At 57.1% G+C, this 20060-nt stretch carries 25 protein-coding genes and 1 pseudogene; 7 read left to right on the forward strand and 19 right to left on the reverse strand.

Annotated elements, in window-relative coordinates; all coding sequences use genetic code 11:
- Positions 1–233 precede the first annotated feature (233 nt).
- A complete protein-coding gene (locus tag AACQ43_RS09675; RefSeq protein WP_058056124.1) occupies positions 234–866 on the reverse strand; it encodes a P22AR C-terminal domain-containing protein in 633 nt (210 codons plus the stop codon).
- A gap of 522 nt (positions 867–1388) precedes the next feature.
- A complete protein-coding gene (locus AACQ43_RS09680; protein ID WP_168967097.1) occupies positions 1389–1859 on the reverse strand; it encodes a hypothetical protein in 471 nt (156 codons plus the stop codon).
- A 266-nt stretch (positions 1860–2125) separates the two neighbouring features.
- Here AACQ43_RS09680 and umuD point away from each other — a divergent pair, with 266 nt between their 5' ends.
- On the forward strand, positions 2126–2548 hold the full coding sequence (umuD, locus tag AACQ43_RS09685; RefSeq protein WP_168967098.1) for a translesion error-prone DNA polymerase V autoproteolytic subunit: 423 nt from the start codon (positions 2126–2128) through the stop codon (positions 2546–2548).
- Positions 2545–3822 carry a translesion error-prone DNA polymerase V subunit UmuC gene (umuC, locus tag AACQ43_RS09690; protein WP_168967099.1) on the forward strand — a complete coding sequence of 426 codons (1278 nt, stop codon included), beginning with the start codon at positions 2545–2547 and terminating at the stop codon, positions 3820–3822. Before umuD ends, umuC begins: the two co-directional genes overlap by 4 nt.
- A gap of 15 nt (positions 3823–3837) precedes the next feature.
- Here the strand turns inward: umuC and AACQ43_RS09695 are convergent, their stop codons facing one another.
- The 15 genes from AACQ43_RS09695 to AACQ43_RS09765 all read right to left on the reverse strand — a co-directional run bounded on the left by AACQ43_RS09695 (position 3838) and on the right by AACQ43_RS09765 (position 11831).
- A complete protein-coding gene (locus tag AACQ43_RS09695) occupies positions 3838–4176 on the reverse strand; it encodes a hypothetical protein (protein WP_168967100.1) in 339 nt (112 codons plus the stop codon).
- Positions 4177–4185: 9 nt separating this feature from the next.
- Positions 4186–4599: a hypothetical protein gene (locus tag AACQ43_RS09700; RefSeq protein ID WP_168967101.1), complete on the reverse strand. Its 414-nt coding sequence runs from the start codon at positions 4597–4599 to the stop codon at positions 4186–4188.
- A gap of 109 nt (positions 4600–4708) precedes the next feature.
- Positions 4709–5047, reverse strand: a complete 339-nt coding sequence (locus tag AACQ43_RS09705) for a hypothetical protein (protein ID WP_168967102.1) — start codon at positions 5045–5047, stop codon at positions 4709–4711.
- Positions 5037–7430: a replication endonuclease gene (locus tag AACQ43_RS09710; RefSeq protein ID WP_248280979.1), complete on the reverse strand. Its 2394-nt coding sequence runs from the start codon at positions 7428–7430 to the stop codon at positions 5037–5039. Before AACQ43_RS09710 ends, AACQ43_RS09705 begins: the two co-directional genes overlap by 11 nt.
- 10 nt (positions 7431–7440) lie before the next feature.
- Positions 7441–8721 (reverse strand): phosphoadenosine phosphosulfate reductase domain-containing protein, encoded by a 1281-nt coding sequence (locus AACQ43_RS09715; RefSeq protein WP_168967103.1) that lies wholly within the window; start codon positions 8719–8721, stop codon positions 7441–7443.
- Positions 8721–9089, reverse strand: a complete 369-nt coding sequence (locus AACQ43_RS09720) for a hypothetical protein (protein WP_168967104.1) — start codon at positions 9087–9089, stop codon at positions 8721–8723. The genes AACQ43_RS09715 and AACQ43_RS09720 overlap by 1 nt, the downstream gene beginning before the upstream one ends.
- 77 nt (positions 9090–9166) lie before the next feature.
- Positions 9167–9388, reverse strand: a complete 222-nt coding sequence (locus tag AACQ43_RS09725; protein WP_017411191.1) for a hypothetical protein — start codon at positions 9386–9388, stop codon at positions 9167–9169.
- Entirely contained in the window at positions 9385–9690 is a 306-nt protein-coding gene (locus tag AACQ43_RS09730; RefSeq protein WP_168967105.1) for a hypothetical protein, read from the reverse strand. Before AACQ43_RS09730 ends, AACQ43_RS09725 begins: the two co-directional genes overlap by 4 nt.
- Positions 9683–9871, reverse strand: a complete 189-nt coding sequence (locus AACQ43_RS09735) for a hypothetical protein (protein WP_168967106.1) — start codon at positions 9869–9871, stop codon at positions 9683–9685. Before AACQ43_RS09735 ends, AACQ43_RS09730 begins: the two co-directional genes overlap by 8 nt.
- Before the next feature lie 62 nt (positions 9872–9933).
- Complete coding sequence (locus tag AACQ43_RS09740) at positions 9934–10374, reverse strand: hypothetical protein (RefSeq protein WP_168967107.1); 441 nt, start codon at positions 10372–10374, stop codon at positions 9934–9936.
- Between the two features lie 54 nt (positions 10375–10428).
- Positions 10429–10611, reverse strand: a complete 183-nt coding sequence (locus AACQ43_RS09745; RefSeq protein ID WP_168967108.1) for a hypothetical protein — start codon at positions 10609–10611, stop codon at positions 10429–10431.
- Positions 10608–10832, reverse strand: a complete 225-nt coding sequence (locus AACQ43_RS09750; RefSeq protein ID WP_168967109.1) for an ogr/Delta-like zinc finger family protein — start codon at positions 10830–10832, stop codon at positions 10608–10610. Before AACQ43_RS09750 ends, AACQ43_RS09745 begins: the two co-directional genes overlap by 4 nt.
- An 11-nt stretch (positions 10833–10843) precedes the next feature.
- The gene (locus AACQ43_RS09755) at positions 10844–11356 is read right to left on the reverse strand and encodes a phage regulatory CII family protein (RefSeq protein WP_168967110.1); all 513 of its coding nucleotides are present in this window, start codon (positions 11354–11356) and stop codon (positions 10844–10846) included.
- Positions 11349–11618: a hypothetical protein gene (locus AACQ43_RS09760; RefSeq protein ID WP_017411197.1), complete on the reverse strand. Its 270-nt coding sequence runs from the start codon at positions 11616–11618 to the stop codon at positions 11349–11351. Before AACQ43_RS09760 ends, AACQ43_RS09755 begins: the two co-directional genes overlap by 8 nt.
- A 24-nt stretch (positions 11619–11642) precedes the next feature.
- The gene (locus tag AACQ43_RS09765) at positions 11643–11831 is read right to left on the reverse strand and encodes a Cro/CI family transcriptional regulator (protein WP_029303924.1); all 189 of its coding nucleotides are present in this window, start codon (positions 11829–11831) and stop codon (positions 11643–11645) included.
- 121 nt (positions 11832–11952) lie between these two features.
- Here AACQ43_RS09765 and AACQ43_RS09770 point away from each other — a divergent pair, with 121 nt between their 5' ends.
- From AACQ43_RS09770 to AACQ43_RS09785, 4 genes are all read left to right on the forward strand, one after another.
- Positions 11953–12648, forward strand: a complete 696-nt coding sequence (locus AACQ43_RS09770; protein WP_168967111.1) for a LexA family protein — start codon at positions 11953–11955, stop codon at positions 12646–12648.
- Positions 12649–12684: 36 nt separating this feature from the next.
- Positions 12685–13911: a hypothetical protein gene (locus AACQ43_RS09775; protein WP_168967112.1), complete on the forward strand. Its 1227-nt coding sequence runs from the start codon at positions 12685–12687 to the stop codon at positions 13909–13911.
- A gap of 305 nt (positions 13912–14216) precedes the next feature.
- On the forward strand, positions 14217–15272 hold the full coding sequence (locus tag AACQ43_RS09780; RefSeq protein WP_168967113.1) for a site-specific integrase: 1056 nt from the start codon (positions 14217–14219) through the stop codon (positions 15270–15272).
- A gap of 31 nt (positions 15273–15303) precedes the next feature.
- The gene (locus AACQ43_RS09785; protein WP_168967114.1) at positions 15304–15666 is read left to right on the forward strand and encodes a DUF7079 family protein; all 363 of its coding nucleotides are present in this window, start codon (positions 15304–15306) and stop codon (positions 15664–15666) included.
- A gap of 398 nt (positions 15667–16064) precedes the next feature.
- Here the strand turns inward: AACQ43_RS09785 and AACQ43_RS22195 are convergent, their stop codons facing one another.
- Together AACQ43_RS22195 and AACQ43_RS22200 are read right to left on the reverse strand one after the other, a co-directional pair.
- Positions 16065–16502, reverse strand: a complete 438-nt coding sequence (locus tag AACQ43_RS22195) for a methyl-accepting chemotaxis protein (RefSeq protein ID WP_260094749.1) — start codon at positions 16500–16502, stop codon at positions 16065–16067.
- A gap of 87 nt (positions 16503–16589) precedes the next feature.
- Positions 16590–17393, reverse strand: a pseudogene (locus tag AACQ43_RS22200) (PAS domain-containing protein); the annotation flags it as partial.
- A 507-nt stretch (positions 17394–17900) separates the two neighbouring features.
- Here AACQ43_RS22200 and AACQ43_RS09795 point away from each other — a divergent pair.
- Positions 17901–19982 carry a methyl-accepting chemotaxis protein gene (locus AACQ43_RS09795; protein WP_248280980.1) on the forward strand — a complete coding sequence of 694 codons (2082 nt, stop codon included), beginning with the start codon at positions 17901–17903 and terminating at the stop codon, positions 19980–19982.
- Positions 19983–20060 lie beyond the last annotated feature (78 nt).

The following is a 20060-nucleotide window of genomic DNA, read 5'->3' on the forward strand; positions in this document are numbered from 1 at the left end:
TATTCGCTTGACCCCCTGTTTTGGCTCTCCCTTTGCCATTGTGCGAAAACACAGCCAAGTAGTGGCAATGGTAAGCGCTACCAAACTTTGCTTTCCAGAACAAGTCTTGATGGCGATCATAGCCACTCAGATCACATAGTGCAGCCGGCCAAATATGTAGTGAGGAGGAACGATATAGAAGGGAAAGGAGAGGGCCTCCTGGTACTCATACCAGTAGGCCCTGACCAGTCCTATCACCAACTTTTTACTGCTGGCAGGCGGTGCAGGTGGGGGATCAACCTGTTCCAGTCGCGGTTGCCGTGGGTCGCGGGCTGAATATGGCGGGTCTTGTCGGCCAGGATGCGCTGGGCGGCGGCCAGGGTCATCGGGTATTCGTGGATGATGGAGTAATAGGTGCCGGCTTCACGGTGCTCGGCGACATCGAGGAGGGGATAGATGCGGCGGGCGGCCCCCATCATGTAATCGGCGGCGCGCCAGAGCCACGCCAGCGAATGCAGCTCGTCGTCGGTCAGCACGGTGAGAGGCAGCGGATGGGCGGCGGTCTCCCGGTCCAGTACATCGAGCACCCAGCGGCGAAACTCTTTGGCGAGTGCAGTACGGGAGAACATGGCGATCAGATGAGCACCGCGCAGGGAGAAGATCCGAACCTCTTTCTCGCTGCTACCATTGCCGAACCCCTTGACCGTCAAATTGACGGTCAAGGTCATGCAAGGGGTAAATTCGTCCGCGTTGCGGGTGTAGATGCGACTGACGGCATCTTCTCTGGCATAGCCAAGGGCTTGGGCGATCTGGGCGGCGGTCAGCCAGGGTTGGCCTTGATGGGGGATAACGGTGAACTGGGTGTCATGGAAGCGGATGCTGTTCATGGCTAGATCCTTTTGGTCGAGTGGATCGTCACCATTGACGCCAATCCTCTGGTGACGAACTGGACAGGGTTGGCGTACCGGGACCAAAAGAAACCGGCGCCCCGAAGGGCCCCTGCCCAGCCCGCCATAACTGAGATTGCGGGTACAACTGGGCCGCACAATAAAAAACACGCAGGGCGCGTGTTGTGCGCTTTTGATCGAACGGGACGCCAATCCCGGCAACGGATTTTGCCGTTGCCCGCGCAGTATCGCGCAACAGCGCGACACCAATCAACCCCAATAGTCCCCGATGCTCCCTTTTTGTCCCTTTCCGGCCCTCTGCGGCCCGCATCAGCGCTTATCAGGGAAAATCGGCGCCACCACCCGCCCAGCAGCACAACACCGCCGGCAGGGTACCGGTTCTACACAGGGAAGGGGACGTTAGTTTTGGGGGGCTGCAAACACTGTCTGAGCCCATTCTGACGCTCTGGGTAAGATATCGGCTTTAGCCAGTCACATTCCGCTTAGGTTCTACTGTTCCGGTTAGGCTTTCAGCTCAAAATTTGGCCACGCATCCTTGAACTCGGCAATATCTGAGACTGAAATTGTGCAGCCTGTTCTAGCGTTTTTGCCACCCTCCTCCCCTGGCCAGTACATTGTGTTCTCTTTGTCAATTTTGGCCCGTGGGTCGTTTAGCTTTTTTTGCTTACGTTTCAATAACTTCTTCCAAGAAGGAACATCCAGTACATAGAAGTCGGGAGGGGTAGAAAATTCCTTTTCTTGGTAATCAACGAACACTAAAAGATCTCCTGGTTGCGAGATGCCTTTAACACTTGGCCAAGATTGTTTTTGTTTTGACTTAACAGAGACGCGAAATAGGCCGTTATCAGCGTCAACAAGAAGATCAGTCTTCTTCCTGTTCCCGAGCGTTAACTGGCAATAAACACCACGCCGACACAATTCAGATGCAACGGCATATTCTCCTGCTAAACCAATGGCTTCTTTATCAACCACGACAACCCCCAGATGACTTGTAGATTGGGACTTAATGCTAGTGATGCAATATATGGCCTCGTTTGGGGTTTTATGCCTCTGTAGGCCTGTTGTCTAGGCTGCTCCCCACAAAATTTGATCTCCAACACCTTGGTATTGTGAGCGTGTATTTTTGAGGCGTTACGGGGTTGGTGCGTAACTGCGGACGGAGCCAAACGCCGAACGGTGATCCTCTCTGGGCTGCTTGCTATACTGTTTATTTATACAGTGACGCAGAGATTGCCAGCATGTTTGCTCAACTCACTCCCGATGCTCCCTTGTTGGAGCTGCCCTTGTTCCTCTCCCCGGTGGCCTGCGGCTTTCCGTCGCCGGCGCAGGACTACACCGAGCAGACCATCGATCTCAACCAGCTGTGTGTGGTGCACCCGGCGGCCACCTACTTCGTGCGGGCGGCCGGTGACAGCATGGTCGACCACGGGATCCGCGATGGCGACTTGCTGGTCGTCGACCGCAGCCGCAAGGCGCGTCACGGTAGCGTGGTGGTCGCCGCGGTGGATGGCGAGTTCACTGTGAAGAAACTGCAGCTTGAGCCCACCGTCGCCTTGCTCCCTGGCAACCGGGCCTATCGCCCCATCCATTTCAACGATGGGCAGGAGCTGGAAATCTTCGGGGTGGTGGCCTTTGTCGTGCACCAGGTGGACAGCCCATGAACAAGCGCTGCGCCGTCGCCCTAGTCGACGTGAACAACTTCTACGCCAGTTGCGAGCGGCTGTTTCGCCCAGACCTCAAGGGGCGGCCCATCGTGGTGCTCTCCAACAACGATGGTTGTGTGGTGGCCCGCTCGGCAGAGGCCAAGGCGCTCGGCATCAAGATGGGGGTGCCGTACTTCCAGATCCGTCAATTCTTCGAGGCCATGGGCGGGGTCTGGTTCTCCAGCAACTACGCCCTCTATGGCGACATGTCGAACCGGGTGATGACCATTCTGGAGGGGATGGCCCCGGCGGTGGAGGTCTACAGCATCGACGAGGCCTTTATTGAGTTGAGTGAGTCCTGGGCGGGCGACTTGGTGGCCTATGGCCGCCAGATTCGCGAGCGGGTGCAGCAGTGGACCGGGCTGACCGTGGGGGTCGGCATCGGCCCTACCAAGACCCTCGCCAAGCTCGCCAACTACGCCGCCAAGAAGTGGCCCGCCACCGGCGGCGTGGTGGATCTGCGGGATGAAGCGCGGCGCGCCCGGCTGATGGCGATCACCCCGGTGGACGAGATATGGGGCATTGGCCGGCGGCTCACCGCCAAGCTGGAGGCCCAGGGCATCAAGACTGTGGCCGACTTGGTCGCTGCCGACCCCAAGGCGCTGCGGCGCCGCTATGGCGTGGTGGTCGAGCGCACGACGCAGGAGCTGCGGGGGATCCCCTGTGCCGAGCTGGAGCAAGAGGCCCAGGCCAAGCAGCAGATCATCTGCTCGCGCTCTTTCGGCGAGCGCATCACTCAGATAGGCCCCATGCACCAGGCACTGGCGGGCTACATGGAACGGGCTGCCGAGAAGCTGCGGGGGGAGGGAATGTGCTGCCGGCACGTGACCCTGTTCATTCGCACAAGCCCGTTCAGCGACCGGGAGCCCTATTATGGCAACCAGGTGAGCACCAAGCTGGCCATGCCCACCCATGACACCCGGGCGCTGTTGGCCCTGATCCCGGAACTCCTCCCCCGCATCTGGCGCGACGAGCAGCGATACCAGAAAGGGGGCGTCATGTTGGCCGACTTCACCCCCGCCAGCATGCAGCAGGGCGACCTGTTCGCCGCACAGCAGCAATCCCTGCGCAGCGAGGCGCTGATGCAGGTCATCGACAAGATCAATCAGGGGCGGCTGGGGAAGGTCTACTTCGCGGCCCGCGGCCGTGACACCCGGGAGTGGATGATGAAGCGGGAGCAGTTAAGCCCCCGCTATACCACCGCGCTCGGCGAGCTGCCGGTGGTGAAGTGATGATGGCGGCGGGAGTCAGTACATCCGTTCGATCTGCTTGCCAAAATCCACCATCATCCATCCGGCGGCAAAAAAGCTGGCCCAAGTGAGGAACCCAATGAAGGTCTCCGGGATCATGGCCTGGATGATGGGCCACTGGTCAAACAGCCCTGGCGGAGTGGGGATTACCGCTTTGCCATCCGTCATAGTCTGGAGTCTGTTAAAAAGGCTTTCGAAAAGTTGCTGAAGCTTGAGCTCTCTGGCTCCCAGCGATAGAGCAAAGAGAGAGAGCATCATCAGCAGACCCCCCAAGAACTTCAACACCCCAGGCTCCATGACTAGTGAAGCAAGAAGGTTTTGTAGGCGTCCCAGCATGAGATCTCCCTACTGAAAGATGTAGCGGAGCAGTGTTGATGAGGTAGTCTTCTTATACGGTCCCACCGGGATAGAGGCCCACCACGTTTCAAATGACGGAGCGCCTTTCAAGGCATGAGGGGCTTGTAGGCTGACCACATCGTAAATGTTTTTTAACGTAGTCTGATCGATCGTTGTTTGAACTGGAACAAGCCAGACGTCGTAGCTATCAGGGCGTTCTTTTGCCACCAAACCAGGTGTGGTGAAAATGGCGCCACACTGCTCTGCGGTTTCGACACGATAGAATGGTGAGCTATCAAATGTAGTCAGACATGGGCCAAAATCTTGCTGGTCAAGGTACTCTGGCAGAAGCTGAACGACGATAAAGAGTGAGATCGGCAAAAGAATTACTAAATAGTACACATAAGAAATTGAGCGAAACATTGAAATATCCAATGGTGGTTAATGCAGGTAAAGTCACTGTATTCAGCCATGCCGGCAATATTTTAGCCACTCCCTGAATGGTTAGGCTTGGCATGGAATATCCGAAATTTCACCACCATTTGTCTTCGTCCACTTTTTGCCAGATGGCGCGTTTGAACTCCGAATCGCTCAGATTACCTTGGCTCATCGGGGGCTCATCAATCCAGCGAGTCAACGCACTGAACTCATCATAGGGAACCACAGGTGAGTGATGGGCACCCGGTGAGGTTTGGTGATGCTGTCTTTGGAGCAGAACCGCCGCATAGGCACGCTCACCAGGGGTGAGCATGTTAAGCCAGGTATCAATCTCATGTTGAGGCCAATGCCGCTCCAGGATGAGCCTGCAGCGCTTCTCGATGGCTTCGCTGCCATGTAACTGGGGTGTGTAGGCTGTTTGCTTATTGATCATCTGCTCTTCCCTCCATAGTCAGCGCCTTGATATGTGGCTTCATACTGGGCAGGAACTCCCGGACTTCTTCTGGCGATGGGGGATAGATGGCGGCATCCATCACCCAATCGATAGACTTGCGCAGTTCATCAAAGGCGATCTCGAAGTCAGCATCCGACAAATCGTTCCCAAAAGCCAGACTCCCTCGGGTCAGCACGGCACTACGTACTCGCATTCTGAGCTGTTCTTGGCGCAGCGCTTCTACATCAGCCAGCTTTTTCTCTATCTCGGCCTCCACCAGGGTCAGCATTTCCTTGCGACCAGTGCCCAACACACTGGCTGACCCTGGCGAGTTGCGGCTCACAATTAGCCGATCGCCGACCAGGCGCACATATTGGCCGTCGGCGTGGATGATGCTGCCGTGCAGCAGCAGGGCGGCGTTGCTCTCATCAAGCCCCATTCGGGTCAGCTCTTTAGCCAGAGCGGATCCTTCAACCCCCGATTTGGATCCTTTCGTACAGTTATTGACAGAACTCCGAGGGGGGCGGCTGCCGCCGCCTGAGGGCAACTCGCTGCGCTCGCCCACTGCAGGCTCGCGCTGCTCGCCCAAACCCGACCCGGTGACACCCTTGCGCACTATCTGCCAGCCCTCGGTGCGGGTGATGGCGGTGGTCTGGCCGATGTCAGTGATCACCCCCATCAGGCGCAGCACATCCTCGCCATACTTGTTGGCGGCTTCATCGAGGCGCTTGGAGAGGCGGATCAGGTGCTCCTTTCTGGGCAGGTCAATGCCGCCCATGGCGTCGATGAAGTCGCCCCAGCGGTTGTTGTCGGCGGCGGTGCGAGCGGCTTCGAGGATGCAATCCCACTCGATCACTTCGTCCCCCAGGCGGCGCAACTCGCGCCACACGCTCACGGCGGGGCCACCGATCTGCTGAAACTGGCGGATGCGCCAGCAGCTGGCCCAGGCGGCCACGGCGATGGTGGTGTGGTCGACAGGAGCCTCGGCCTCGTAGTCCATTCCGACCTTGTGGCCGTCGATGTTCTTGGCGATGTACTTGGCGATATAGCCGGTGGCGCTACCCTTGGTCGGGTCGATCACCTTCCAGTTCACCCTGGGGGTGATGGCTTTCACCACGGCCGGGCTGTTCACATCCAGCAGCCACTTGATACGCGGCATCTTGTTGCGGATGTTCAGTTCGGCCAGGGCATCGAGCTGGTCACCGTTGGGCATCTTGAGCTCGGCCCGTTCGGCGGCGGTGAAGTGGTAGGCAAGCAGGGTCAGAAAGTCGCGTTGGTGCTCGGGGTTGATAAACAGCAGGCAGTGCCAGTGCGGGGTACCGTCGTGGTGCGGCTCCACTACCCGAAAGCCGAAGGCCATGATCCCCTCACGGGCCAGTGCGGCCCGAAAGCGGGCCCACTGTTTGCACAGCAGGCGGTTGGTCTCGGTCGGGCAAGCACCGTTGAACTTCTCGTTCTGGTAGGTCTTGTTGGTATCTTTGCTGCCTTGGCGCCAGGCGTGAAAACTGGAGGGGGCGGTCAGGGTCAGGAACAGGCCAAGCTTGCCCTGCTCCTGAGCCATGTCTTCAAAGCCGCGCATCCTCACCATCAGTTCGTGACGACGGATAGCCGGATTGGCGACTGACGCCATGATGGCGTCAGCCAGATCAATCTCTTGCCCCAGCTCTTCGTTGACGGCGCTCATGCCTGCCATCCACGCCTGTTGTGCTGCCTTGCGCTGGGTGAACTCGCGCACCGCGTGGGCGCTGGCGTAGGGGCTGACCCCTTTGCGCACCTGGCCGGTGAGGATGGCGATGAGCTCGCAGTAGATGGCCCAGGCGCGGTTAATCTTGCGCAGCCACCAGGACTCATCAAGCAAGCGCACCAGCAGGCTGGCGGCGGCCCCTTCAAACTTGTCTACCTCGTCGGTCAGATCGTCGCGCTCTTGCTGGCTCAGTGGGCGGCCCAGCAGGCGTTCTACCTTGGTGCGTGGGTGAACCGGCAGGGTGGGGCAGAAGTGCCACGCCTTTGCTTGAGAGCTGATCTCAACCAGTAGCTCGGCGGCGGTGTACTCGTTGCCGGCCCGTGCCAGCAACTGCTGGCAGCGGCGCGCCCACTCGGCGGCGACCAGCTCACGGCGGACGTCGTTGCGCAGGTCGATCACCGGAACCGGGAACCGGTTTTGGGCGACGGCGCAGGCATCCACCATGCGGCGTAGCCAGATGTTGGCGGTCTTGTGGTTGGCCGGGTAGCGGTGCAGGTAGTGCTTGGCCAGCGGCTTGGCGACGTGCCACTCGATGCGGTCCAGTTGTTCCGCTGCGCCGACCATGTTGATGGCGTGGTGCCCGACCAAGTAGTGCTGGGGGAGCTGGATGCCGTGCAGGTTGGTGATGGAATCATTCATGTTCATCACCTCATCCACACAGGCCGTATTTGCTGCTGCACACTTCAACGTCGATTGCCCTGGTAACCAGGTCATAGGTCTTGCCACCGCGACCGGTGCGGGACCACTCAACGGCGTCATAGACAGACCCACCGATGACGTTGCCGCGTGGGCCCAGCATGCAAGCCCCCCTGTATGCCTCGGCATCCACAACATAAGTGCGATGTGGCAGGCGGGCGTTGATTCCCAGCTTTGCCTTTTCTCCTAGCGGCTTGAACTGGCGGCGGTCAACGTGGCCAACCATCATCCAATGCATCCAGCGGGAGGTCATCGCGACCAACTGCTCCCACCGTGCCACACGCTCGATCTCTTCCGGCCAGCGTGCTGCGATCTCTGCCAGCTCGTTTTTGGTTACCAGAATGCAGGGCATACAGCCCACACGGCCCATTCCCTGGGAGTAGAGCGGATTTGGTTTGATGCCAAAATAGCGATAGAGGGCAAATACATCGGCGGCGGTCCACTGATGGATCGGCATGAAGTTGAACAGATGGCCAGATTGATCTCGCTTATCCTCAGAGAATCGGTCGTAGGTTGCCCGCTTCTCTGATTCATCCGCCCGAACGCCAGACCACTGCACGACATCGCGGCCATCCTCTAACAGCGGAGCAAGCACTTTGTCGAATACCACCTGCATTTTCAGTTCATCGGTGCAGAAGCGTTGACGCCCCATGGGAAAGCTGCCGTGCAGCAACGCCATATCCAGGAACGGATTTCCGGAGCGTTGCAGGGCCGACAAGGCCGCATCAAGCGGAGTGTCGAACTCACCCCAACCGAGCGCCTGGGCGCGATTGCGCCACAACTCAGCAAACGCCGTATCGGCGCGCGCCAGCGAAGGCATGACGATGCCGCGATAGGCACCCGCCATCACCGTCTGCTTACGCTGCCAAGCCTTGGTAATCTTTTCACGGCGCTTGACGAACAGCTCCTGCGGGTATTCTGCCGAGACAATCTCAACCGGATCGCCTCCCCGTTGCAGATGCAGGGTTTTCAGATGCTGCAGAGTGATCGGGTGCTCGTTGCCGGTATCGGCCGCTACCGAGCGATAGTTGTCGCCGAAGATGGCGCGGGCCAGCAACTCGGTTGCTCCGCTATCCTTGCCGCCGGAGTTGTTGATGATGACCTGGTGGCCATCGTCAATGCCGAACTCTGCACAGTAACCGCGGTATGCCTTCAAGACTTCGGCGACTTTGGCGGCGATGTCGCTGATGTGCAGTGCTGGTGCAGCTGCAAGATTACTTTTGACTTGTTCCATCACTTGCACACCCCGCATTTACGTTCTGCATACTCGTTGGGCTGCAGGTAGCGGCCGCAGTCGCTGCAGGTCGGTACCAGCTCCATGTCGGCAAGCCGATCAGACCAACAGGTGGCCTCGCAGAAAGAGAGGCTGGTGAGGCGATGGCCGGCCAGGATGACCGGGCGCACATGGCCGAACTCGCCGCAGCAGCTGCAGCGCATCGAAATGCGGGCGGCTTCCTGTTTCACCACGGTTTCGCTGGCGGCGCGGGCCAGTGGCCAGCAGGTTTCGACGCAGTATGGATAGGCGCGGCGACCGTGCCGGCCGGTGACTGGCAGGCAAACAGCCATCTGGCGGCACTTGGTGCAGGGCTCCAGGGTGACCATTTGCGATGGTGCAGGGCTGGTTGCAGGGCGCACGACGCCCAAAGCCGGGGCAAGCCCGGCTGGTTTCTGGTGAGTCATTAGATGGCGCCTCCGGTGTAGAGAGACTGGACTTTGCTCGATGCCTGACGGGCGGCCTGACGGGCTTGGCGGCACAAGGTCAGATGGGTTCTGGCCGGCGTGCGCTGGCCATGGGGGCCATCTGCGCGCAGGTCTACCAGGTCAAGCTGCAGGCCGTGCAGGCGTGCTTCGGCGTTCAGCATTTTGTCGACCCACTGGTCGATCAGCTGTTGGTGGCTCATCTGATGGTCTCCCCCAGTCCGTGGTCTGCCCACCACTCGGCAATCTCTTTGGCCAACGCAACCTCGTTGCTGCCCAGCGCCAGCCAGTACACGGCGCGGATGGCGCCAAGGGCCAGCAGCTCTTGGGCGATATTGCGGTTTCGGCGGGCATCGCTGCCCGAGGTGTTGAATTCTTCCTGGGCGACTTCCCAGTGCTTGGTCAGCTGGCTGACCGGTGCCGGCGGCTGCATGTGAGCTGGGCCAGATTCGCCACCGCCCAGCTCATCGAGCGGCGGCTCCAGTTCGAACAGGTCATCACGCATGCCGGCCCCCTTTGGTATTCAGGTTCAGCCAGAGCGAGCGCCAGGCATGTGCATTGGCGGCGTGGTGCTGTGCCGCAATGTCGTCGGAGCGAGTCATATTGCGGCGCCGTGCCAGTCTGGTCAGATGCCAATGGCACTCCTTCACATTGCGTAGCGCGTTCGAAATCGCTACATTGCGCATATCAGTTACCTCAGTTGCTGATGGAAACCCCGCTGGTGCGTCAACACCGATAGCGGGGTTTTTTATTGGCCGTTCCTGGCCGCTCTTCTCAACGCCGCGATGCGGCCTTCCAATGTGCTCGCCTTCTCGTTAAGCAAGGCGCGCTGCTTGTTCTGGTGTTCTGCCTGCTCCCGCTCGCTGCCGGTCGGCACGTCGCGGCCAGTGGGGCGGTGCCATTCACGGCGGTCCAGCACGCCGCCATCAAACTCGTGCAGCGTGGCGAGCAGCTCCCCTAGGGCGAGGCGAAGTGCCTCCTGTTGTTCAATGTCGAACTGAGCCAGCTCGCGGCCGCCGTAGGTGGTTGATAGCCCGGCGGCGTAGCAGATCACGGAGCGAGTCCGGGCCGGCAGGCGTGACCAGCGGCTGGCCGCCCCATTGCGGCCAAACAGGCCGCGCATCTCTGCCAGCGCCTTGTCTTTGGCGCTTGGCTGTTGAACGAGCTCGATAACCTGTGCGGTGTTCATGGGGTGGCCCTCCGGTTATGCCTGCAGCAGCCTGGCCAGCCAGTGGCGGCGCGGCTAGCAAGCGGGCTGGAAGCGCAGCGCGCCGCGGCGGCCGTGCTGGTCTTCCAGATAACTGCCATCAAAACGGGTGGTGTTGCGCAGCACCGGCTCGTCGCTATCGGTGACGACCGTGGCGCGGGTGAACAGCAAAAACGGCAGCGGGATCAGCCCGGCTTGTTCGGCGCGAAGTCTGCTCATTGGGCCACCGCCTTCGTCCTGCGTGGGACAATGGGCAGCACAATGGCCGGATTGGGCATGGCACTAGGGCTGATGGTCGCGATGATCTCGAACCCTGCCTTGAAGGTGTGGCCGCATTCCACGTTGCTGCACTGGTAAGTGGCAATGCCGCACAGCGGGCTCATGCGGGTGGAGGTGCGGGTGCTGGCGCGAGATCCGCAATGGGGGCAAATCAATCTCATGGTCTGGTCTCCTATGCGCCGAGGGCTGCGCGGGCCATGTCGGCAGCACACGCAAGACCAGGGACGGCGTGAAAGCGGTCTTCGACCTCAGTAGCCAGCAGCACAAGATGCTCGATGCCAGCCCAGATGCCGGTGACGACAGTGTTTCGGTTGGTTTTGGTGACACGATGACCAGCGAGCAGGGTGGTCGCCTGAGCGGTAACCCCCAGGATCTGGGCGCCGGCATTGAGCGCCTGCTGGGCGCGTGCCTCGGGGGCGAGGGGCGTTGTGGCTGGCAGCCGAACCGCTGTCAGTTGGCAGTCAAACAGCAGACCGTCAAACAAGGTGTCGTCACCGGTGGCGTGATAGATAGCCACCAGATCCCGGGCGGTGAGCTGATGAGGCTGGGCCGGGTTCAGTTTGTTGCGCAGCAACTGCTCGCCAATACCGGCAGCGCGTGCCACTTCTGCAAGGGAGTGAACGGCGGCAAAGCGGGAGCAGGCGGACTCAAAATGCGGATGTTTGCTGCAAGTTTGTTCAAACATGGCTTTCATCCTTCTGCTTGCGCGACACTTTGGGACGACGCACAGGGGCAGGAACAGGCTCAAGACCCGGCTGATTCATGGCCTGCTGGGTGTAGAGCACCAGATTGATCAGCACTTTTTCAGCGCGACCCTGCTTGGGCATGATGGGAATGCGCCCGGCCCGCACGTAGTTCTCCACCGTGCGCTGGGTCAAGCCGGTGCGCTCGGAGAAGCTCTCGACCGTGCAAACCGGGGTATCAATATGGATGGGGGCGATGATCATGGATGGTGCCTCCTGCTCGGTCAGTTACGCGCAGTCTTGCGCGGTGGGGGGCTGATCGGCCTTCAACTTGCCACCGGTCAGCACTTCGATTTGGTAGGCACGGCCTTGGGGAACGTTTTGGCCCCACTGCGAAATTGCGGCCTCTGAAATGTTCAACTTCTTCGCCAGCTCAGCTGCGGAGCCAAAGTAGTTGATGGCATCGGTTTTTTTCATACAACCTCTATGCAACCTTAAGTTTTGATAAGCGAATCGTAACTTATGGTTTTGCTTTAAGCAACCTTAAGGTTTGAAATAATGAACCCTAAGGTTTGATGTCGAAAGTTAAGCTAGGTTAATGCACATCTCAGAACGAATTTTCAGTAGAAGGTCAGCCCTTGGCCTATCCAAAGCTGCGTTAGGCAAAGCTATTGGCATAACCGGCGTTTCGGTAGGAAAGTGGGAGTCTGGTCTGAACCAGCCGAAAGGCCGCTATCTCAATGACTTAGCGGCAGCGCTGGGGGTGACTGTTGACTGGCTGTTGACCGGTGAAGGGGAGGCGACAGCACGGCCTTCTCCAGAAGCCATGCCTGGTTATCACAACGTCGAGCCGGCGGTGATTCCCCAGGGGAACCGTATCCCGATCCTCAGCTATGTGCAGGCAGGGAACTGGCGCGAGATTTGTGAGCAGGCCACCACCTTTGATGGCAATGTCGAATATGTGACGGCCAGCGTCGATATCGGGCCCTGTGGCTTTGGCCTCTGGATCCGGGGCCATTCCATGACCCCGATGTTCAACGAAGGGGACCTGGTCATCATCGACCCCGATGAACAACCCCGGCCGGGTGACTATGTGGTCGCCAAGAACGGCAGCGAAGAGGCCACCTTCAAAAAGTACCGGCCCCGCGGCATCGACGAGAGCGGGCAAGAGGTCTTCGAGCTGGTACCCCTCAACGACGATTTCCCCACCATGCACTCCGATCGACAACACATCCAGATCATCGGCGTGATGGTAGAGCACAGGATTTTCAGAAAACGGCAGGTAGGACGTTAAAACTTTTAATAAAAATGACTCATCAGGGAGCATTCCGTGTATTTAACAGAAAATTTTAATCGGGTGTTTTTTTTACTAAGTAGTATACAGAAATTAACTATTGAATCTAATGCTACTGTAATTATAAAGACCTTGCCTGCAGCGGTGAATGCACTTCATGTTTTAAAGGAAAGAGTCTCAAAACTTAATAAAATAAATAATGAGATTATTTTTTTAAACTGCTACATAGAACAGTTCTCTATAGCAGCTGGCAAAATAGTCAATGATGTTTTGATGGGCGCATATAAAAAGAATGACGTATTCTCAATGGTGGAAAGTAGTAATAATGAATCCACATTTTTCTTTGAGGCATTAAATTTTTTTGCAAATGTCGATGTGAAAAACAACGATAATGGGTTGTTAAATCTAGACGATGATGTAATTTTGGGTGCAATACGAAGCATGAGGAACTATCAGCGTTCAGGCGGAAGTTCTGAATTTATCTCCTTGGTTAAAAATGAGTTTGATAGTCATTATGACAAACAAATCCAGTATTACACTGGAAGGCTAGATGCTATAGTTAAAGATAAAGAAGATGATTTCTTGTCATTAAAAAAATCTGTTGTAGAGTTCGACGAAAATTATTCATCAAGACTAGATGAGCTGAGTAAAAAAGCCGAGGCTAGCAATAATGAGTTGGCTCAGTTGACAGGAATGGCTCAGGCACTATTGGACTCATCGGAAGGTATTCATTCTGGCCTTAATCGTAAAGCTATGGCTGACGCATTTGAACAAATGGCGAAAAGCTTGATTGTTCCGATATCGACATGGGCCATTGTTTTCATTTTAACGCTACTTTCTATATTTGGAATTGGCATTTATTTCTATAGTGATTCCAGTAGCGGACTAGATACCGCAATATTACTTTCTAGAATATTTATTATTTCTCCATTGGTGTGGTTGGCATGGTTTTCAGGGCGACAATATGGTCATGCCTACAAAATGAGACAAGATTATCGCTATAAAGATGCAGTGGCTAAAGCTTATCACGGATATAAAACAGAAACTGGTAATGAGCATGGGGAAATGCATGCCCATCTTCTAAAAAATATCATTGAGCATTTCTCTGATAATCCAGTGAGGCTATATGATAAATGTGAACCATCCATGCCAATTGAGGAATTTTTGAAAAAAATATCACCTGAGCATATATTGGATATATGGAAAACAACACAAAATAAAAATAAGGAGCAGAGTGATCACAATATGAAGCCTAGTAAGTAACCATTAAACGAAAAAATGTTACTTTCATGGCTTACCTTTATGCCCCTAAGTTGCTGGACTGGGAGAGGATTATAGCCATTGGGGAACATAAATGTGGCCAGAAATAGTTGTCCCGAAGTCAGAAAAACTTGCCATATATTCATCTCTCATTATGCTTCACCTTGCCCTGCGGTCTAACTGAGTAATCGATGTAACTGGGGAAAAAATGCTCCGAGCGCACCTCACTATGTATCTTCCCGCCTCTGCCAAATACTGCCAATTTCAGTGGGGTGCTGTATATCATCACAGTCCATTGTGGAGGGGCTATGGCAGTAAGAAAACAAGCATCTGGAAAGTGGCTTGCCGAGATTTACCCAGAGGGGCGGCCAAGCAAGGCAAACCCCACCGCGCCGAGGGTGCGCAAGCAGTTTGCCACTAAGGGGGAGGCTCTGGCGTTCGAGCGTTTTGTGCTGGACCCGGACAAGGGCAAGCCTTGGCTGGAAGGGCAGGGAGAACCTACCGATGGTCGACACCTCTCCGAGTTGGTCGAACTCTGGTTTGGTCGCCACGGCCAGAGCCTGCGTGATGGTGAGGCTCGTAAATCCAAGCTACTGACCGTCTGCCAGTCCCTCGGAGACCCGCTGGCGGTAAACTTTACCGCTCGTGATTTTGCTGCCTACCGTGAAGCTCGCCTCTCGGGCGATATCACCGATCGGCGGGCCATCAATCAAGAGAAGCAGGGCGTCACACCTAATACAGTTAACCGCGAACATGCCTACTTGCGTGCAGTGTTCAACGAGCTGAAAAGGCTAGGGGAGTGGCAGGGGGAAAACCCCCTCGATGGTCTGCGAGCGTACAAGGTGGCCGAGGCCGAGCTCGCTTTTCTCTATCCTGATGAACTCAAGCGCCTGCTGGTCGCCTGTGCTGAAAGTCCAAATCCCGACCTGCTGTTGGTGGTTAAACTCTGCTTGGCCACCGGTGCCCGTTGGTCTGAGGTGGAGGAGCTGACCCAGTCTCAGGTATCCCCCAATCGCATCACTTTCACCCGTACCAAGAGCAAGAAAAGCCGCAGCGTGCCTATCAGTCCCGAGTTCTATGCCCAGTTGCCCAGAAAGCGCGGCCGCCTGTTCGGTGATTGTTATCGCGCCTTCGAGATGGTGGTCGAACGGGCAGGGCTGGAACTGCCACCGGGGCAGAATACCCACGTTCTGCGCCACACCTTCGCCAGTCACTTTATGATGAACGGCGGGAACATTCTGGTGCTGCAGAAGATTCTGGGTCACTCCACCATCGCCATGACCATGCGCTATGCCCACTTCGCCCCTGATCATCTGGAAGATGCGGTTCGTCTAAATCCTCTTTCTGTTTGTGGTTTAGAATAATCCGGGTGGGGTTGAGGCTGAGGGGGTTCTGATGAAGGGAACCAGGTCTGATATCGAGTTGTGTGAAGCCCTCTCAGGGTTTTTCGTGGATAACGAAGTGGACTATCGCTACATCGCCAAAGTAGCCAAAGCATTTCCCATAGAGCATGTGGAAAAAGTGTTGTTCGAATGGGTTGCCCCTGTTTGTTACACTAACATGTTGACCCCTGTCCCTGAGATTTGGAGCGGCTTTGAGAGGGATCGGCTTTGGCTTGATATCCAAGCCCTGCTGAAAGAAGAATCCAACGCGGGTCTTCTTAAAAAAACCACCATCAACTTGCGGCAGTTTTATCTGCGTCGGGAGTATGCCGAGGAGTGGGGAAAGCTGCAGAGAATGCTGTCCGGTGGGGGCTGAAAGTGGCGACAGAGTGGCGACAAAATTTTAAATGGGTGGTCATTTTTAGCTGTCATTGGTTCACTAACTCTTTGATTTTTATGTAAGTGATTGTTTTATCATAGGGCTGAATCAGATTTAAAATCCCTCGACGTTCGCGTCGTGCCGGTTCGATTCCGGCCTCGGGCACCATTAAAATCAAAGACTTACAAAGGCCGCTAGCAATAGCGGCCTTTTTGTTTTCTCCCAGTGTCCACATTTGATCCACACAGATTTATTCCGGTAGCTCGTCGAGTTTCACCTCGAGCTGCAGGCGGTTGGTGTATCCCTGGTTGGTGAGGTCGTGCACCACCGGGATGAGCTGCCTGTTTCTCGTCTACTAGAGGGTTGAGCTACTAAGGTGACCCTCGTTGCTTTCTCTAGAGTTCCGAGATGATGGTCGACACTTCTTCGGCGCCATTTCTTATCTCTTGCATCACTTTCGCAACGTCATCGATCTGCCTTTGTCCATGGATGGCGCCATCTGCCGCGGACTGGATCTGTTCGCTGACCTGATGGGTGAGCTGCTGATTCTGGCTGACCACGCTTGCGATCTCGTTAGTGGATTGAGAGGTTCTTGCCGCCAGTTGACGAACTTCATCCGCCACGACGGCAAAGCCTCTGCCTTGTTCACCGGCTCGCGCGGCTTCGATGGCGGCGTTGAGTGCCAGCAGGTTGGTCTGATCTGCAATGCTGCTGATGGTTGAAACGATGGCAGTGATATTTTGAGATTGGGCATGCAGCTTGCTCATCAGCGTACTGGCATTTTCCATCTGGGTGACGATGTTGTCCGAGGTGGAGACGACGGTGGTCAGCATGTCCTCACCCTTGATGGCTGAAGCTTTGGTAGTGACGGAGGTTTCGTTGGCCACTTTGGCCACATTTTGCACTGCCTGATCTTTTTTGATTTGCGAGGTGATGTCGGAGGCAAACTTGATGACCTTGATCACCTTGCCATGGCTGCCCCGGACTGCGTTGTAGGTCGCTTCCAGCCAGATTTCATGACCCTGTTTGTCAAAGCGCTGAAAGCGCCCCGATTTGAAGCTTCCCTGAGCCAGTTCCTGCCAGAAATCTGGGTGTTCCCGATAAAACAACTCATCACAGAACATGCGATGCTGACGACCTCTTATTTCATCGAGTCGATAGCCCATGGTGTCGAGAAAATTGCGGTTGGCGTTGATGATGACGCCAGTTGGCTCAAACTCGATGACCGCAAGGGAGCGATCCAGCGCTTCGAATATCGCTTTCTGCGTCATGAGCTGATCATGTTGCAAGGTCACATCGGAGGCGATTTTAACGACTTTGATGACCTTGCCATCCTGACTGACCGGGAAGTAGGTTGCTTCCAGCCAGATTTCCTGGCCGTGCTTGCCGACTCGCTGGAAGGTGCCGTGCTGGTTGTGACCATTGGCCAGATTTCTCCAGAATTCCCGGTAGGAGGGAGAGTCCGAGTCCTCTTTTCGACAGAAGATGGCATGGTGCTGCCCCACGATCTCCTTGAGGCTGTAGCCGACGGTGCTCAGAAAAAGCGGGCTGGCATCGAGGATATGGCCATCGGGAGTGAATTCGATCATGGGGAGATGGGCATGCATGGCGTGGTTCAGCGCCTCGCTCTGCAAGGCTCTTGCTCTCTCTGCAACCAGCTCTTGTTTCAGTTTCGTGTTAAACATAAGTACTCCCCAGCCAGGTAGTAATTGTGCATGTGCCATGAGCCTTCAATCCACTTTTTACACCTTAGTAGGTATAAGGCTTCATTTGTGAGTGTAACAGACGCCGACAACTGACTCAGGTTACTCCATACAAAAATCAGGCCTAATACACCATGGTACGCCAGCGGATGGTGTTGCCCCCTGGGCTGGGCACCTGCCGATACTGAGCTGATGGTCAATATGGCTGGGCGTTGGCGGCGTCTCACACCAAGCTGAAAAGCTGTCCCTATAAGTCCGGCATGGTAAAGGTGGTAGCACCGATGAGGGTAAGGCGTGGTGGTTTGAGGGGGCAGCTGGGGCCTTTTTGTGCAGTTTGCATCGCATTTTGCGCGCCTTGAGCGGACCTTGTGGCAAGTTGCTCGCTTTGGGGGGCGGGAGAGGGGGAAAACCAGGCCGTTTTTCCTGGCTTGGGTTTTGCTTGAGTCGACAAAACGGATCGGCTCTCTGCAGCTCAATGCCTTGCTGCGATGGCCCAATGACGCTCTGCTACCAGGATGAGGTGATGCCATGGCTACTGCACAAGGACTCTTGCAGGACACCGCCTTCGACCAGACCGAGGCACATGCGGTGTCGCATGCGCCCCGAGGAAGGCATTCGGTCAAACGGATGATGATCCTGGGGGGGATCCTGGTGGCGGTGCCGCTGGTCGTGGCATCCATCGTCTCCTTGTGGAGCAGCCAGGCACAGCTGCGCGCGCAGGAAAAGGTCGAGCGCTTCAATCAGGCTCACCTCATCTTCAAGGAGACGCGCTATGACCTGGTGAATATTCAGCAATTCATCACAGATGCTGCGGTGACCGGCAACACGGAAGCGAGCCTCGCCGAGGCGGCCACGTTCCGTGACACCGCCCTGCAGAACATCAATACCCTGATGCGCAGCCTGCCGGACTTGAGCGACGAACTGCTGCCGTTGCAGGAGACGATCAAGGGGCTGTATGACAAAGGGATGGCCATGGTGGATACCTACAGTCGCCAGGGCCAGGCGGCGGGTAACCTGATGATGAGCAGCCAGGGTGGCTTTGATCAGATGGTGATAAGCATCAACGAGCGGCTTGAGCGTATCGATCATCAGCTGGACAGCCAGCTTAGCAGTGCTGTTGCCAGCCGTGATGAGGCCAAGGAACTGGCCCTGCTGATGGGGCTGGTGGCCGGGCTGGTCTCCCTGCTGTTCGTGGCGCTGGCCTATTTCATTCAGTACCGTCACCTGATGCGCACCCTGGGCGGCGAGCCGGATTATGCTGCGCGGGTGGCCGCCGAGATTGCGGCAGGCAACCTCACCGTGACCATCCAGACCCGTTCGGCAGACAATCACAGCGTGCTCGGGGCCATGCGGTTGATGGCGGCGCAGCTCAGCCGCCACATGCGCCAGATAGACCTGCGGACCCGGCAGCTGGCCCAGTCTTCCTATCAGATTTCCGATATCTCGAGAACCATCACCGACGCGTCTCACCTGGAGCAGCACCACTCGGCGGAAGTGACCCGCGCCAGCAACGATCTCTCCTGTGCGGCCGAGGCGGTTTCCGGCTTGGCAAGCCAGGTGGGGCAGCAGGCGGAGCTTGCCTATCAGAGCGCCCATCGCAGCACCCGGGTGATGAGTGAAAACATCGAGGAGATGCGCCACGCCGTGACCGAGGCTCAGCAGGCGGAGCAGAAGACCCGTCAGCTGAGCGAGGCGAGCCAGCGCATTCAGGTGATCACCCAGTCCATCACCGCCATCACCGAGCAGACCAACCTGCTGGCCCTCAACGCCGCCATCGAGGCGGCCCGGGCCGGGGAGTATGGCCGCGGCTTTGCGGTGGTGGCCGACGAGGTGCGCAAGCTGGCCAACAATGCCGGTCAGGCCACCAAGGAGATCAACGAGATCGTCACGACCCTGAGCCGGCTCATCGGCGAGAACGAGAGCTCGGTGAAGAGCGTCATCGCCCGTACTCACCTGACCATGGACAAGGCACACGAGGCGAGCCTGTCCATCAACGGCCTGATGACGGAGATCGAGCGCAGCGTCGGCGCGGCAGATCAGATCCGCGGCACCAGCGACGAGCAGATGGGCAAGCTCTCCTCGCTCAATGCCCATCTGCACGACCTGCTGCATGCGCTCTCGGAGAACACCGAGAAGGTGCAGACCACCGGGATCATCAGCCGCACCCTCTATCAGGAGTCGAGCCAGCTGCGCGACATCATGGAGCAGTTCCGCTTCGAGGCCGATAGCAAAGCCGATCGCACCGAGCACGAGCTGCGCCGGGCGCCGCGCATGTACCAGCACATGATGGTGAAGGTGCTGGCCGGGGGCGGGTTCCACGAGTCGATCACCGAGGATTTCAGCGTCACCGGCCTGCGGCTGCGCACAGTGCAGCCCCTGGCTCTGGACAAGTGCGCCGAGGTGGAGCTCAAGATCTACACCCCCAAGCCCTCCATCGATCTGTATCGCAACCAGACGCCGTTGGCGATCAAGGCCAGGGTGATGTGGTCCCGTCAGGCGGAAGAGGGCGAGGTATACGGGCTGGAGTTCATCGAGGTGGCACCGCAGGCGCGCAGCCAGCTGGAGGCCTGCTTCAAGCACTATGCGCTGGAGCCGACCTATACCGGCTGATGCCGTGTCGAGCCCGACAGGTGGATGGCGACAGGGTGCCGAGGGCAATTTAGAGAACGAAGACGAGATGATGAAAGA

This window comes from Aeromonas sp. DNRA1 (genome assembly GCF_963888745.1).
Lineage (GTDB): Bacteria > Pseudomonadota > Gammaproteobacteria > Enterobacterales > Aeromonadaceae > Aeromonas > Aeromonas hydrophila.